The following is a 14,459-nucleotide window of genomic DNA, read 5'->3' as shown; positions in this document are numbered from 1 at the left end:
TACGGGAGATCCCGTACCGCCCCTTCCCGTACGCCCTACAGCACCTTGGACAGGAACGCCTTCGTCCGGTCGTGCTGCGGGTTGCCCAGGACGTCGCGCGGGTTGCCCGACTCGACCACCACGCCGCCGTCCATGAAGACCAGCGAGTCGCCGACCTCGCGGGCGAAGCCCATCTCGTGCGTGACGACGACCATCGTCATGCCCGACTCGGCCAGGTCCCGCATGACGTCGAGGACGTCGCCGACCAGCTCCGGGTCGAGCGCCGAGGTCGGCTCGTCGAAGAGCATCAGCTTCGGCTCCATCGCCAGCGCGCGGGCGATCGCCACGCGCTGCTGCTGGCCGCCGGAGAGCTGCGAGGGGTAGTTCCCCGTCTTGTCCCGCAGGCCGACCCGGTCGAGCAGGCGCTCGGCGCGCTCGCGCGCCACCGCCTTGGACTCGCCCTTGACCTGGATGGGCGCCTCCATGACGTTGGCCAGGGCCGTCATGTGCGGGAAGAGGTTGAAGCGCTGGAAGACCATGCCGATGTCGCGGCGCTGGAGCGCGACCTCGCTGTCCTTCAGCTCGTAGAGCTTGTCGCCCTTCTGGCGGTAGCCCACCAGGTGCCCGTCGACCGAGAGCCGGCCGGCGTCGATGCGCTCCAGGTGGTTGATGCAGCGCAGGAAGGTCGACTTGCCGGAGCCGGACGGGCCGACCAGGCAGAAGACCTCGCCGTTGCGGACCTCCAGGTCGATGCCCCGGAGGATGTGGGCGGCGCCGTAGGACTTGTGGACGCCTTCGGCCTTGACCATGGGCTCGCCGGTCATCGGGACACCTCCGGGCGCTTGAACGTGCTCAGGTTCGCCTTGATCCGCTGCCAGGGGGTGGGCGGCAGGTTGCGGGTCGAACCGCGGGAGAAGCGACGCTCCAGGTAGTACTGGCCGACGCTGAACACGCTGGTCAGCGCGAGGTACCAGATGGAGGCGACGAAGAGCATCTCCATCACGGCGCCGGCCGTGCTGCCGATGTTCGACGAGGCCCTCAGGAGTTCGGTGTACTGCACGGCCGAGACCAGCGACGAGGTCTTCAACATGTTGATGAACTCGTTGCCCGTCGGCGGCACGATCACCCGCATGGCCTGCGGAAGGACGATCCGGCCCATGGTCTTCGTCTGGGACATGCCGAGCGCGTGCGCCGCCTCGGTCTGGCCCTCGTCGACCGACTGGATGCCGGCCCGGACGATCTCCGCCATGTAGGCGCCCTCGTTCAGGCCGAGGCCGAGCAGGGCCACCATGAACGGCGTCATGACGTCCACGGTCTCGTTCTTGTAGATCGGCCCGAGGTCGATGTACTGGAAGATCAGCGACAGGTTGAACCAGACGAGCAGCTGCACGTAGACCGGCGTGCCGCGGAAGAACCAGATGTAGAGCCAGGCCACCGCGCCGGTGACCGGGTTCTTGGACAGCCGCATCACGGCGAAGAGCACGCCGAGGACGAGGCCGAGCGCCATCGAGGCGACGCTGATGAGGATGGTGTTCCACAGGCCGCTGATGATCGACGGGTCGAACACCTTGTCCCACACCGTGTCCCAGATGACGTTGCCCTGGGAGAAGGCGTAGACCAGCCAGCCGAGGAGGGCCACGACCACCACGGCGCTGACCCAGCGGCCGTAGTGCCGCACGGGAACGGCCTTGATCGCCTCGTACGGGCTGGAGCCCGCGGGGTCGGACCCGGCCGGAGCGGCGGCCGGGTCCTTGTTGATCTTGTCAGTCATGACGACTGCCCTTCAGTGGTGCGACGAGGTCACTTGCCGGCGTTGACGGTGGCCGACTTGACCGCGCTGTCCTCGACGTCCCACTTCTTCAGGACCTCGGCGTAGGAGCCGTCCTTGATGATGGCGTCGAGCGCTTCCTTGACGGCGTCGCGTAGCTGGGGCTTGTCCTTGGAGACGCCGATGCCGAAGAGGCCGACGTCGCTCTGGCTGCCGACGACCTCGAAGTCGTTGCCGCCGCCCGAGGTCTTCGCGATGTACGCGGCCACCGGGTAGTCGTTCAGGTCGGCGACCGCCCCGCCGGCCTTGACGCGGGTCTGGGCCTCGGCGTCGGTGTCGAAGGCCTGGATCGTCAGCTTCTTGTCGCCGCACTTGGCGGCCTGCGCCTTGAAGGTGTCCTCGTAGATCGTGCCGCGCTGGACGGCCACGGTCTTGCCGCACAGGTCGTCGAGGGAGTTGATGCCCTGCGGGTTGCCCTTCTTGACCAGGAGGGAGACGCCGGAGCTGAAGTAGTCGACGAAGTCGATGCCCTTGCCGATCTTCTTCCCGGCGTCGTCCAGGCCCTCCTGACGCTTCTTGTTGTCCGTCATCGAGGACATGATCAGGTCCTGGCGGCCGGTGTAGATCGAGGTGATCAGGCCGTCGAAGGTGCCGGAGACGAACTCCAGCTTCACGCCGAGCTGCTTGCTGAGGGCCTGCGCGATGTCGGGGTCGACGCCGACGATCTTGCCGCCCTCGGTGAACTCCATCGGGGCGTACGAGGCGTCCGTGCCGACCTTGATGACGCCGGACTTCTGGATCTCGGCCGGGAGCTTCGAGAAGAGCGGGGCGGTGGAGGCCGGCTTCTGGGAGGGCGAGGTGCCCTCCGCCGAGCCGCTCTCGGTCTGGTCGCCGCAGGCGGTCAGCAGCATGGAGCCGGCGACCGCGATGGCGGCGACCGCGGCAAGACGGGACGTGCGGGTCTTGGCGGCGGTCGTACAGCGCGTGGAGCGTGCGGTCATGGTCGGGTTCCTCCGGCGTATCAGGGAGATGCCAGGTGGCCACGTACGCATCTTCGAGTGTCGCGGCCTTGTGTGATTACGGCATCTTGCCATTCGGACTGCCTCAAACAGGCGGCCACGGATGTCAAAATCGGGTAACGGGTGACCCCCGAATCGCGACGGACCGCTCCATCAGGGCCGGACCTTCTGCGGAATCCCTTCCCCGGCACCGAAAAATCTCCGGTTGATCTCGCCATTCGGACGACGGGAAGGCCACCAATCGGGTGCCCTGGGCATCTATGCGGACATCGTGTGACGTGTCATCACCCGACCGTGCCCGGATGCTCTCGGTATGAGTCGTGTCACCGAACGGGTATGGACTCGTCTGCGGTGCCGTCCGTCCGGTAAGAAGGATCCTTACACCCCTCATCCGGGGCTCAGGGCGCGTTGTGCGGCGTGCCCGAGCGGCTGCCCGACCAGGCGGCCGCGGTGCCTCCCCACCCCTCCTCAACCAGGAGCGGCCACCCTCAAATGAAACAGACTCAAGGGGTCAACCCAATGGCAGCGGAGATCGTCAACCCTCGCAACGACAGCGGTACGGAAGCTCCCGAGGAGCCCTTCGATCCTGTCTTCGCCCTCCACCGGGGCGGCAAGATGGCCGTGCAGGCCACCGTTCCCCTCCGGGACAAGGACGACCTGTCCCTCGCGTACACGCCCGGCGTCGCCAAGGTGTGCACCGCGATCGCCGAGCAGCCCGAACTGGTCAACGACTACACCTGGAAGTCCCAGGTCGTCGCGGTCGTGACCGACGGCACCGCGGTGCTCGGCCTCGGCGACATCGGCCCGGAGGCCTCCCTCCCGGTCATGGAGGGGAAGGCCATCCTCTTCAAGCAGTTCGGCGGCGTGGACGCGGTCCCGATCGCCCTCGCCACCACCGACACCGACGAGATCGTCGAGACCGTCGTCCGGCTCGGCCCCTCCTTCGGCGGCGTGAACCTGGAGGACATCTCGGCCCCCCGGTGCTTCGAGATCGAGCGCAAGCTCCAGGAGCGCCTCGACATCCCGGTCTTCCACGACGACCAGCACGGCACCGCGATCGTCACCCTCGCGGCCCTGCGCAACGCGGCGAAGCTGACCGACCGGAACCTGGGCAACCTGCGCGCCGTCATCTCCGGCGCCGGCGCGGCCGGGGTCGCCATCGCCAAGTTCCTCCTGGAGGCCGGCCTCGGCGACGTCGCCGTCGCCGACCGCAAGGGCATCGTCAGCCGCGACCGCGGCGACCTCACGGACGTCAAGCGCGAGCTCGCCGAGATCACCAACAAGGCGGGCCTGACCGGCTCCCTGGAGGACGCCCTGGCCGGCGCCGACGTCTTCATCGGCGTCTCCGGCGGTACGGTCCCCGAGGCGGCCGTCGCCACCATGGCCCCGAACTCCTTCGTGTTCGCCATGGCCAACCCGAACCCCGAGGTCCACCCCGACGTCGCGCACAAGTACGCGGCCGTCGTGGCGACCGGCCGTTCGGACTACCCGAACCAGATCAACAACGTCCTCGCGTTCCCCGGCATCTTCGCCGGCGCGCTCCAGGTCCGGGCCTCCCGGATCACCGAGGGCATGAAGATCGCCGCGGCGAACGCGCTCGCGGACGTGGTCGGCGACCAGCTCGCCGCCGACTACGTGATCCCGTCGCCGTTCGACGAGCGGGTCGCCCCGGCCGTCACCGCCGCGGTCGCCGCCGCCGCCCGCGCCGAGGGCGTCGCCCGCCGCTGACGCGCCTCCGGCACGCCCGAAGGGCCCCGTTCCGCACACCGGGACGGGGCCCTTCGGCGCCCGAGGGGCTTCGGTTCGTGCGGGGCCCGTACGGGGTGCGGATCCGGCGTCCGGGGGCTTCGGGGGCCATGCGGACGGGGTGCGGGCCCGTGTCCAGGAGCTTGTACGGGGACGGGCCCCGTGTCCAGGGATCGCCGGGCGACACGGGTCACACCGGGGCGTGGTTCCCCCGCCCGCCCGCGCGCCCTAGGGTCGGGGCCATGTTCGCTGCCTACGCCGCCCGAATCGACCGTGACCAGCCGCTGAACGGCCTCGAGTTGGGCGAACGCCCCGAACCCGAGGCGCGGGCCGGATGGACCACCGTCACCGTGAAGGCCGCCTCGCTCAACCACCACGACCTGTGGTCGCTGCGCGGAGTGGGCCTGCCCGAGGAGAAGCTGCCGATGATCCTCGGCTGCGACGCCGCCGGAATCGACGAGGACGGCAACGAGGTCGTCCTGCACTCCGTGATCGGCCAGACGGGTCACGGCGTCGGCCCGGACGAGCCCCGGTCCATCCTCACCGAGCGCTACCAGGGCACCTTCGCCGAGCGGGTCACCGTCCCCCGCTGGAACGTGCTGCCCAAGCCGAAGGAGCTCTCCTTCGAGGAGGCCGCCTGCCTCCCCACCGCCTGGCTGACCGCGTACCGGATGCTCTTCACCAACGCCGGTGTGCGGCCCGGGGACTCGATCCTCGTGCAGGGCGCGGGCGGCGGCGTGGCCACCGCCGCCATCGCCCTCGGCAAGGCCGCCGGCCTGCGGGTCTTCGCCACCAGCCGCGACGAGGAGAAGCGCAAGCGGGCCGTCGAGCTGGGCGCCGTCGAGGCGTACGAGGCGGGGGCGCGGCTCCCGCAGCGGGTGGACGCGGTCATCGAGACCGTCGGCGCCGCGACCTGGTCCCACTCGGTCAAGTCGCTGCGGCCGGGCGGCACGCTCGTCATCTCGGGCGCCACGAGCGGCGACCGCCCCTCGCACGCCGAGCTGACCCGGATCTTCTTCCTGGAGCTGAAGGTCGTCGGCTCCACGATGGGCTCCAAGGACGAGCTGGAGGACCTGCTGTCCTTCTGCGCGGCCACCGGCCTCCGCCCGGTCATCGACGACGTCCTGCCGCTGGACCGGGCGCGGGAGGGCTTCGAGAAGATGGCCGCGGGCGACCTCTTCGGAAAGGTCGTCCTGACGACCTCTTGATGACTCGTCAGTAGTACTGATGGGATCTCCGGCACGCGCACCCCGAACACACCGCCGTGCCGGAGGTCTTCCATGCCGCGAACCACCTGGCGAACCACTCTGCTCGTGAGCGCCCTCGTCGCCGCGCTGCTCGCCCCGACCGCCGCCCGCGCGGAGCCCCGCGCCGGGGCCGCGGGCACGGGCGGCGGCATCCCCGCCCTCACCGACGAGCACGGCCGCGTCCTCACCCTGCGCGGCTGGAACGTCGAGGACAAGGCGAACCGGGGCGACGCCGCCCTCTCCGCCGTCACCGAGAAGCACTTCCGCGACATGCGGGCCAAGGGCTTCAACTTCGCCCGCCTCCTGGTCTTCTGGGACGACCTGGAACCCCGGCCCGGACGGTACAGCCAGACCTACCTGCGGAAGATCGAACGGATCCTGGACTGGGCGGAGAAGCACGACGTCAAGGTCCTCCTCGACGCCCACCAGGACGTCTTCGGGCCCGCGTTCGGCCACCGGGGCATCCCCGAGTGGGCGACCAGGACCGACGGACTGCCCTTCACTCCGCGCCCGGACGACTGGTTCTCCGAGTACTTCGAGCCCGCCGTCCAGCGGGCCTTCACCCATCTGTACGAGGACGAGGACCTGAGGCGCGTCCAGGCCCGCATGTGGCGGGTGCTCGTCGGCCGCTTCGACGACCACCCGGCCGTCCTCGGCTACGACCTGATCAACGAGCCGATGGGGGAGGTCCGGGAGGGCGAGGACCTGGCGACGGCGGCCCGGCGCATCGAACGGGACCAGCTCACCCCGCTCTACAACCGGCTCGCCGACGCGGTCCGCTCGGTCGACCGGGACGCCTGGATCTTCGTCGAGCCGACGCCCATCGTGGGCGAGGGCGTGCCCACCGGGCTCGGGCGGATCGACGACCCGAAGGTCGTCTACGCCCCGCACTTCTACAACACCGGCATGGAGGCGGGCGCCGACTACGACCCCGCCGCCGGCTGGATCGAGAGCTACGAGCGGGCCGTCACCCGCTACCCTGAGCAGTACGGCGTGCCCGTGGTGGTGGGGGAGTGGGGGCCGCTCAACAACTCCCTGCCGAACATGAACCGCTTCTACCGCGACGCGATGTCCTCCCTCGGCCGCTACGGCTCCGGCTGGGCGGGCTACGTCTGGTGCTACGGCGGCGGCTACTGCGCGGTCGACGGCACCGGGGCCTTCCGCACCAACAAGGAGCTGACCGCCGAGCCGTACGCGGAGGCGGTCGCGGGCCGGGTCCGCTCCACGACGTACGACCCGGCGGCCGGGGTCTACCGCCTCGCGTACGACGCCGCCGGGCGCCGCGGCTCCCGGGTCACCGAGCTCTCCCTGCCGCCCGGCGACTGGCGCGTGACGGCCCGCGGCGCGGCCCTCGTCCTCCGCAAGGACCGCGGCAGGACCTGGATCCTCGCGGCCCCGGACACCCACGTGACGGTCACGGCGACCCGCCGCTGACAGCGGGGGGGGCGCCAGCCAGGGGAGCTGGGGCTTGAGCCCGTACGGACCGGGGGGTCCTGGGCCTGTACCGACCTGGGAAGCTCCGGGGCCATGCGGACCGGAAGGGCCCGCGGCTGTACCGGTCTGGGGCTCCGGGCTCCTGCGGACCGGAAGGGCCTGAGCCTTTACGGGCCCGAGGGGCCTGAGGGGCCCGAGGGGCCTGAGTCCGCGCGGGCCCGGCCGGTCCTTACCGTCCGTTCATCCCCGCCGCCTCACGCCTTCCGTTCGGGGTTCAGCAGGTTCGTGACGTGGTGGGCCGCCGTCGAGAGGTGGCGGCGGGTTTCGGTGAGCTGTTCCGGGGTCACCCCGTGGTCGCGGGCCGCGTCCCGGATCTCGTCGCGGAAGCGGTCGAGGAGACGGTCGAGGTCGCGGGCCGGGTCGCCCGAAGCCTCCACATCCCGCGCCCACTCCGGTGCCTCGGCGGCCGGCGTCTCGGCGGCCGGGGGCGTCGTGAACGGCGGCTCCCGGTCGGCGCCGGCGGCCTTCGGATGGGTGGTGCCCGTCACCAGGTCCCCGAGCTGGGCCGTGATGCCGGAGATTCCCTCCCAGACGCCCTTGGGCCAGTCGCCGCGCGAGAAGCGGTCCTGGACCTCCTCCTGCACCTGCTGGGCGATCCGCTGGAACTCCTTCGCCTGGCGGCGCGCGGACCGGGCCTCCTCGCGAGCCTCGCGGGCCTGCTGCTTCCACTCCTGCCCGACCCGGCGCAGCTCCTCCTTGGCGTCGGCGAACGAGGAGGGCTCCGCCGTCCGGGTCCGGCCCGCCGCCGCGCGCATCTCGCTGCGGACCCGGCCGGCCGCGCCGCGCACGTCGTCGCGGATCTCCGCCGCCAGCTCCGACACCGATTCGCGGATCTCCCGCTCCAGGTCGTCCAGCTCGGCACCGCGTCCGTCCAGCTCGGCGCGGCCCGCGTCGGTGATCGAGTACACCTTCCGGCCGCCCTCGCTGGCGTGGGTGACGAGCCCCTCGGCCTCCAGCTTGGCCAGGCGGGGGTAGACCGTGCCGGCCGAGGGCGCGTAGAGGCCCTGGAAGCGCTCCTCCAGGAGTCTGATCACCTCGTAGCCGTGGCGCGGGGCCTCGTCGAGCAGCTTGAGCAGGTAGAGGCGCAGGCGGCCATGGGCGAAGACGGGTGGCATGTCAGAGCACCTTTCCGGTCGCAGAGGGGGTGGAGGAGGGGCCGGCGCCGGTGTCCTCGTCCGCCTCGGGACGGCGGAGCAGGGCGATGGAGCCGGAGACGGTGGTGGCCTTGAGCGTGCCCCGGCCCGAACCGAGGGTGCCGGTGACGGTCTTGGTGCCCCACTGGCCCCCCACCCGGAGGTCCTCGAAGGCGTTCGACACGGAGCCGCTCGTGGTGCTCGCCTCGACCCGGGCGTCGGCCGGGTGCGGGAGCCGGATGGCGACCTCGCCGGAGACGCTGGTGAGCCGGATGTCGGCGGGCGGACCGTCGAGCCCGGCCGGGTCCAGGTCGACGACCATGTCGCCGCTGACCGTCTCGGCCCGCACGGAGCCGCCGGCGCCCTCGATCACCGTCACGTCCCCGGTCACGGAGTTGGCCCGCAGGGCGCCCGTGACCGACTGGGCCTCCAGGTTTCCCGAGACGCTCTCGGCGCGGACCGGGCCGGAGAGCCCCAGGAGGGTGGTGTCGCCGCTGACGCCGCGCACCTCCGTACGCCCTCTGACGCCGGAGACGACGGCCTCGGCGCCGACCACGCCGACCTCGACGTCCGCCCCCGCGGGGACGGCGACGGAGACGACGGCCCGGCGCCGGTACTCCTTGCGGTCGAACCACTTGAGGACGCTCTTCCACTGGAGGTCCTCGTACCCCACGGTCAGGGTGGAGCCGTCCTGCGAGACGACCAGCGGCGGGCCGTCGATCTCGGAGATCTCCACGCGGGCGGAACTCTCGTCCGTCCCCACCACGTTCACCGTGCCGTTGACGACGCGGATCCGCAGGCGCGTCACGGGGTCGGCCGGCGCGAGCTTCGTCGGCTCGGTGACGGACCACTCTGTCATGGTGCTGACCTCCCGTATCGGCAACGCAATATATCGCGTCTCTCGATGAACACGATATATCGCGGTTCGGTGAAGTCAACCCTGACTCATCCCTGAGGCGACGGGTGCAATCACCCCCTTGTGCGGACAAATTGCCCTAGCGTAGGGGCATGAACGCGACATCCGGACCGAACCCCGTCGGGGCGCTGCTGCTCTGCCGCGCCGAGCCCCCGGCGGTCCGGCCGCCGGCCCGGCTGCTCGGGGAACACCTGCTCCTCGCCCCCGCCGGCCCCGGCTGGAGCGTGCTCGTACCGGAGGGGAAGCCCTGGCTCCACGGCGGGGAACCCGTCGAACAGGTCGTCACCGGCTGGGCCACCGCCCTCGCCGTCCCCGCCGCCACCTGGCCCGTCGTCGCGCTGTGGTGGGACCGCGACCGGGCCGGGCTCACCCTCGCGGCGGGCTTCCGCCGCACGGTCGGCTACACCTGGCTCGCGGACGGCACCCCCGTCGGCGAGGACGAGGCCATGCGCACCTTCGCCGCCCGGCTCGCCCTCGACCCCGTCCTCGACGTGCAGGCCCTCGAACCGCTCACCGGGCCCGACCCGGAGGCCGACGCCCACAGCCGGCTCGTCGGGGTCGTCGCGGTCCTCGCCCGCGCCGGGCTCGCGCTGCCCACCGGCCTCGCCCCCGGCGACCACGCCGACCGGCTCCGCTCCGTCGCCCTCGCCCAGGGGGCCGAACCGATCGAAGGAGCCGCCTGGAGGGACGCGGTCCGCGCCGAACTCGACGTGGTGGAGGAAGGGCCCCTCGGCCCGTACCTGCGCGGGCCCAGGGCGCGCGTGCTGGGCGGGGCGCAGCTCCTGGCGGGGGTGCCGCTGCTGCTCTGGGGCGCCGGCCGGCGCAGCGGCGGCTGGGCGACGGCCGGGGCCCTGCTCGTCGCGCACGGCGCGCTCGGACTCGCCTACGACCGGCTGCGGGAGCGGTGACCGCGCGCCCGGGAGCGGCGCGTTTTACGGCCGTAAAACTTCGGTTGCCCCTCGCGGTGACCGTGCTTCCGGGGGCGACGAGCGTACGCCCGCGTCCTACTCCTCGTCGTCGTCCTCGTCGTCCAGACGGGCCAGCCAGGTCGCGAGGCGCTCGACCGGCACCTCGAAGTCGGGGTTGAGGTCGACGAACGTCCGCAGCTGCTCGGCGAGCCACTCGAAGGTGACCTCCTCCTCGCCCCGACGCTTCTCCAGTTCCTCGATGCCACGGTCGGTGAAGTACATGCGATCAGGATAGGCCGTGTCCCCGGCGTGCCCCGCCGTCTCCTCCTGTCCCCTGTCGCCCGTCAGTCCCACCGATTAGCCTTCTGGATCCAACAACGCTTCGGGGAGCGGGGGCCGCTGTGGCGCAGGGGATCGCTCGGATTCGGCTGGACGACGGCACGCCCGTGTGGGCGCGGGTCGGGGACGCGGAGGAACTCGGCGGGGGCGGCGGGTTCCAGGACACCGGCGTCAGGGACCGGGTGGTCTCGATGGCCGGGGGACTCACGGACGTCGTGCGCGGGGTGGTCGGCTCGCTGCGCGCCGGGCTCGACCCCCAGGGACCCGTCGAGGTCGCCGTCAGCTTCGGCATCGAACTGACGGCGCAGTCCGGCAAGGTGATCGGCGTCCTCGCGGACGGGTCGGGCACGGCCTCCGTGAACGTCTCCCTCACCTGGACCGAACCGGGCCCCCGGCCCGTGCCGGACGCGGCCACCGCCCTCGACGCGACTCCGGCTGCCCACGCGGCCCCGGCTCCTGACGCGGCCCCGGCTGCGGGCGTCACCCCCGCGCCGGGCACCGCGCCCCCGCCCGGCACCGCCACCGCCCCGGACCCGGTCTCCGCCGTGAGCACCGCGCCCGCGCCCGCCCCCGCGTACCGGCCGCCTGCCGTGCCCCCGGTCCCCGCCTCGCCCCCCGTACCCCCCACGCCCCCCGTCCCGCCTGCGCGCGCCCCCCTCCCGGAGGGTGTCGCGCCGCCGCCCGGGAGCGGTCCGCACGCGCGCGTGGCGGACGACGGAGCCGCATGAGCGCCTTCGACGCTCTCGTGCGCCCCGCACTGGTACGCATCGCCGCTCCCGGCAGCGGGTATGACCCGCACGGCGACCGGTACTGGGGCACCGGCTTCTTCATCGCCCCCGGCTGGGTGCTGACCTGCGCCCATGTCGTGGCCGAGGGGGGAAGCGCGGTGTGGAGGAGCGAGCCGGCCGTCGGCGTCACCTGGGAGGACGGCGAGACCACCCGCGAGGCCACCGGCACCGTCGTGCTCGCCCTGCCCCGCCCCGAGCGGCCCGAGGACCCGCCCGACCGGTGGGCCTTCCCCGACGTCGCGCTCCTGCGCGTGCCCGGCACCCAGCAGGCGTCCTGCGTGCGCCTCGGCGAGCGCCCGCCCGTCCCGCCGACCGCCGTCGGCCTGCACGGCTGGTCCCGCGAGACCGGCGAACTCGGCGTCCGGCACGTCCAGGGGCAGCTGATCGGCAGCGACGGACAGGCCCTGATCACCGACTGGGTCATGCCCGTCGAGGGCTGCTCCGGCGGCCCCGTCGTCGACCTCGCCCAAGGGGCCGTCGTCGGCCTCAACAAGGGACGCGGACGCGACGGCGGGGCCGTCGTCCCCGTCACCGCCCTGCGCCGCCTCCACGACCTCCCCGGCGGCGGCGCGATGGGCGAGGCGCTGCGCGCCCACGACCGCCACCACCTCGCCCGCTACCGCTCCCTCGACGACCGGCCCGACTGGACCCGCGCCCAGCGGCTGCTGCCCGCCTCCCACGGCGTCAGCCCCGGCCTGCGCACCCAGCTGTACGGGCACTTCGCCGAACTCCCCGCGCCCACCGCCCCCGGCGAGGTCATGGACCTCATCGACCAGGTCAAGGCCTGGATCAGGGACGACGACCTGCCGGACGCCCTGGAGGACGACCCGCGCACCTGGAGCGAGGGCGCCGGACTCCTGCGCGGCCTGCGTGCGCCCCGCCGGGACGGCGTCCGCGACCTCGACCTCGACGCCGTCCTGCTGTACGCGGCCCACGTCGTCCGGCACGTCTCCGGGCGGTACGGCGAGCGGGCCGACACCGCCGCCCTCACCCGCTGGATCGTCGACGAGTCGGGCGACGCCGACCGGCACCTGAGGCGCGCGATCGACCGGCTCGTCGGCCCCGGCCGGGCCGCGCCCCTCTCCGTACGCGAACCCCGCGCGCGTGCCGACGTCCTCCTGGAGATCGACACCCCCCGCTACGACCGGCGCTACCCCTGGCGGGTCAAGCTCCTCCTCGACGGGCACACGGTCAGCCCGCTCCACTGCGACGACCGGGGGGTCGAGCGGGCCCGGCTCCGGGAGACCCTGCGCGAACCGCTCGCGGACGCCCTCCGGCGCGGCGACAGCGGACCGCACCTGGCCGCCGTGGAGGCCGTGCTGCCCCGCGAGCTCTTCGACGAACCCCTCGACACCTGGCGGCTCGAACCGCCCCAGGGCCCCGAGGACACCTGGGCCACCACCCTCGGCCAGCGCCGGATCGTCGTCATCCGCGACGCCCGCCGCCACGACCGCGAACCGGCCCCCGAATGGCGCGAGCGCTGGGAGGCGGGGGAGCGCGGACCGCTGCGCGCCGCCCCGCTGCGCGCCGAGGTGCCGGGCGCGGGCCCCGGCGCCCACACCGCGCGCGTGCGCCGGGAGACCTGGGCGGAGGCGTACGACCGGCTGCGCGACGCCGAGGGCGGCACCGTCCCCGTCTACTGCGGCCCGGTCGGCAGCGGCGACGGGCTCATGGCGATGAACGCCGCCCTGGCCGCCGGCCACCCCCTGGCCCTCTGGCGGACCGGCGCCCACGACCACACCGACTGCGCGGAGTTCCACGAGCGGGCCGACCGGCTGCTCGCGGACGCCGCCACCGCCTGGGGCGTGCGCGGCCCGGTCCGCTCCCTGCGCACCCGCGCCCCCGACCGGGCGGCCGGCCCCGAGGCGCGGGCCGCCTACGGGTGGGCCGAGACCATCGCCGTACTCCTCGACCCGCCCGACCGGCCCCCGCACGGCGGGCGACTCGAGGCCCCGCCCCTGCTCGGGGAGGGGGAGCAGTGACCGGAGCGACCACCGGGACGACGGCACCCCGATCCGGCCGGAACGGGCATCGGCAGGCCCCGCCCCCGGGCGGTATTTTCGACGCGCCCGGCACCGACACCACAGCCAGGAGGAGTCCCTCGTGAACGATTGGCGGATCTACCGTGGTGCCGGTCTCCCGCACGACGAGATACGGCGGCTGCCCGCCCCGCCGCCCTGGCGCGACTTCTCGGCCGGCGGCGCGGACGACACCCTGGCGGGCTCCGGCCGGAGGCTCGGCGTCCGCCGCAGGCTCGTCCAGAACCACCACCCCAGGCCCGCCGAGACCGACGCCGTCAACGCCGCCCTGTACCTGCGGCGTCCGCTCCTCGTCACCGGGAACCCCGGCACCGGCAAGTCCACCCTCGCCCACGCCGTCGCCCACGAACTGGGCCTCGGGCGCGTGCTGCGCTGGCCCGTCGTCAGCCGCACCACCCTCCAGGACGGCCTCTACCGGTACGACGCCATCGGACGGCTCCAGGACGTCCAACTGGAGCGCGCCCGGCCCGACTCGACCGGCTCCGCCGCCGCGACCCCGGCGGGCATCGGCTCGTACATCCGGCTCGGTCCGCTCGGCACCGCCCTGCTTCCCTCCGAGCAGCCCCGCGTGCTGCTCATCGACGAGCTGGACAAGAGCGACCTCGACCTGCCGAACGACCTCCTGAACGCCTTGGAGGAGGGCGAGTTCGCCATCCCCGAGCTGGAGCGGCTCGCCGACCGGGAGCCCGTCGTGGAGGTCCTGAGCGACGACGGGCGCAAGGTGCGGATCTTCGGCGGCCGGGTCCGCTGCACCACCTTCCCCTTCATCGTCCTCACCTCCAACGGCGAACGGGACTTCCCCGCCGCCCTGTTGCGCCGCTGCATCCGCCTGGAGCTCGAACCGCCCGGCGAGGAGCAGCTCGGCGCCATGATCGAGGCCCACCTCGGGGCCGACGCCGCCACCGGCGAGGGCGAACGGGACCTCGTCCAGCGGTTCCTGAACCGCGAGCCCGGCGAGGTGATCGCCACCGACCAGCTCCTCAACGCCCTCTACCTCACCCAGCACGCCTCCCGCGCCGAGCGGGTCACCCGGGAGCGCATCGCGGACATGCTCATGCAACCGCTCGACCAGCCGAGGTGAGG

Annotated in this window: 13 protein-coding genes; 7 read left to right on the top strand and 6 right to left on the bottom strand. The window is 72.9% G+C overall.

Annotated elements, in window-relative coordinates; genetic code table 11:
• Nucleotides 1-35: 35 nt before the first annotated feature.
• From ACIQD7_RS27245 to ACIQD7_RS27235, 3 genes are read right to left on the bottom strand one after another with little or no spacing between them, the layout of a single operon-like run.
• The gene (locus ACIQD7_RS27245; protein WP_121829592.1) at nucleotides 36-803 is read right to left on the bottom strand and encodes an amino acid ABC transporter ATP-binding protein; all 768 of its coding nucleotides are present in this window, start codon (nucleotides 801-803) and stop codon (nucleotides 36-38) included.
• Nucleotides 800-1,750: an amino acid ABC transporter permease gene (locus ACIQD7_RS27240; RefSeq protein WP_402444997.1), complete on the bottom strand. Its 951-nt coding sequence runs from the start codon at nucleotides 1,748-1,750 to the stop codon at nucleotides 800-802. The genes ACIQD7_RS27245 and ACIQD7_RS27240 overlap by 4 nt, the downstream gene beginning before the upstream one ends.
• A 29-nt stretch (nucleotides 1,751-1,779) precedes the next feature.
• Nucleotides 1,780-2,748: an ABC transporter substrate-binding protein gene (locus ACIQD7_RS27235; protein ID WP_121829590.1), complete on the bottom strand. Its 969-nt coding sequence runs from the start codon at nucleotides 2,746-2,748 to the stop codon at nucleotides 1,780-1,782.
• 537 nt (nucleotides 2,749-3,285) lie between these two features.
• Here ACIQD7_RS27235 and ACIQD7_RS27230 point away from each other — a divergent pair.
• The 3 genes from ACIQD7_RS27230 to ACIQD7_RS27220 all read left to right on the top strand — a co-directional run bounded on the left by ACIQD7_RS27230 (nucleotide 3,286) and on the right by ACIQD7_RS27220 (nucleotide 7,193).
• Nucleotides 3,286-4,494, top strand: a complete 1,209-nt coding sequence (locus tag ACIQD7_RS27230; protein ID WP_121829589.1) for an NADP-dependent malic enzyme — start codon at nucleotides 3,286-3,288, stop codon at nucleotides 4,492-4,494.
• A 260-nt stretch (nucleotides 4,495-4,754) separates the two neighbouring features.
• Nucleotides 4,755-5,720: a zinc-binding dehydrogenase gene (locus ACIQD7_RS27225; protein ID WP_121829588.1), complete on the top strand. Its 966-nt coding sequence runs from the start codon at nucleotides 4,755-4,757 to the stop codon at nucleotides 5,718-5,720.
• Between the two features lie 72 nt (nucleotides 5,721-5,792).
• On the top strand, nucleotides 5,793-7,193 hold the full coding sequence (locus ACIQD7_RS27220; RefSeq protein ID WP_402444994.1) for a cellulase family glycosylhydrolase: 1,401 nt from the start codon (nucleotides 5,793-5,795) through the stop codon (nucleotides 7,191-7,193).
• A 254-nt stretch (nucleotides 7,194-7,447) separates the two neighbouring features.
• Here the strand turns inward: ACIQD7_RS27220 and ACIQD7_RS27215 are convergent, their stop codons facing one another.
• Entirely contained in the window at nucleotides 7,448-8,368 is a 921-nt protein-coding gene (locus ACIQD7_RS27215) for a helix-turn-helix transcriptional regulator (RefSeq protein WP_402444993.1), read from the bottom strand.
• A gap of 1 nt (nucleotide 8,369) precedes the next feature.
• Nucleotides 8,370-9,245, bottom strand: a complete 876-nt coding sequence (locus ACIQD7_RS27210; RefSeq protein WP_402444991.1) for a DUF4097 family beta strand repeat-containing protein — start codon at nucleotides 9,243-9,245, stop codon at nucleotides 8,370-8,372.
• 149 nt (nucleotides 9,246-9,394) lie between these two features.
• Here ACIQD7_RS27210 and ACIQD7_RS27205 point away from each other — a divergent pair, with 149 nt between their 5' ends.
• Nucleotides 9,395-10,210 carry a hypothetical protein gene (locus tag ACIQD7_RS27205; RefSeq protein ID WP_402444989.1) on the top strand — a complete coding sequence of 272 codons (816 nt, stop codon included), beginning with the start codon at nucleotides 9,395-9,397 and terminating at the stop codon, nucleotides 10,208-10,210.
• 96 nt (nucleotides 10,211-10,306) lie between these two features.
• Here ACIQD7_RS27205 and ACIQD7_RS27200 read toward each other — a convergent pair whose 3' ends face one another.
• Complete coding sequence (locus tag ACIQD7_RS27200; RefSeq protein ID WP_037674049.1) at nucleotides 10,307-10,492, bottom strand: DUF6104 family protein; 186 nt, start codon at nucleotides 10,490-10,492, stop codon at nucleotides 10,307-10,309.
• Nucleotides 10,493-10,611: 119 nt separating this feature from the next.
• On the opposite strand from ACIQD7_RS27200, the gene ACIQD7_RS27195 reads away from it, so the two are divergent.
• The 3 genes from ACIQD7_RS27195 to ACIQD7_RS27185 all read left to right on the top strand — a co-directional run bounded on the left by ACIQD7_RS27195 (nucleotide 10,612) and on the right by ACIQD7_RS27185 (nucleotide 14,457).
• Nucleotides 10,612-11,277 carry a CU044_2847 family protein gene (locus tag ACIQD7_RS27195; RefSeq protein WP_402444987.1) on the top strand — a complete coding sequence of 222 codons (666 nt, stop codon included), beginning with the start codon at nucleotides 10,612-10,614 and terminating at the stop codon, nucleotides 11,275-11,277.
• Nucleotides 11,274-13,319 carry a trypsin-like peptidase domain-containing protein gene (locus tag ACIQD7_RS27190; RefSeq protein ID WP_391056208.1) on the top strand — a complete coding sequence of 682 codons (2,046 nt, stop codon included), beginning with the start codon at nucleotides 11,274-11,276 and terminating at the stop codon, nucleotides 13,317-13,319. Before ACIQD7_RS27195 ends, ACIQD7_RS27190 begins: the two co-directional genes overlap by 4 nt.
• Before the next feature lie 121 nt (nucleotides 13,320-13,440).
• On the top strand, nucleotides 13,441-14,457 hold the full coding sequence (locus tag ACIQD7_RS27185) for a MoxR family ATPase (RefSeq protein ID WP_121833910.1): 1,017 nt from the start codon (nucleotides 13,441-13,443) through the stop codon (nucleotides 14,455-14,457).
• Nucleotides 14,458-14,459: the final 2 nt, after the last annotated feature.

Origin of the sequence: Streptomyces sp. NPDC093071, assembly GCF_044754545.1 — a bacterium.
In the GTDB taxonomy this organism is placed as follows: domain Bacteria; phylum Actinomycetota; class Actinomycetes; order Streptomycetales; family Streptomycetaceae; genus Streptomyces.
Note: the sequence above shows the minus strand (reverse complement) of the source record. Positions and strands in the feature narration are given on the sequence as shown.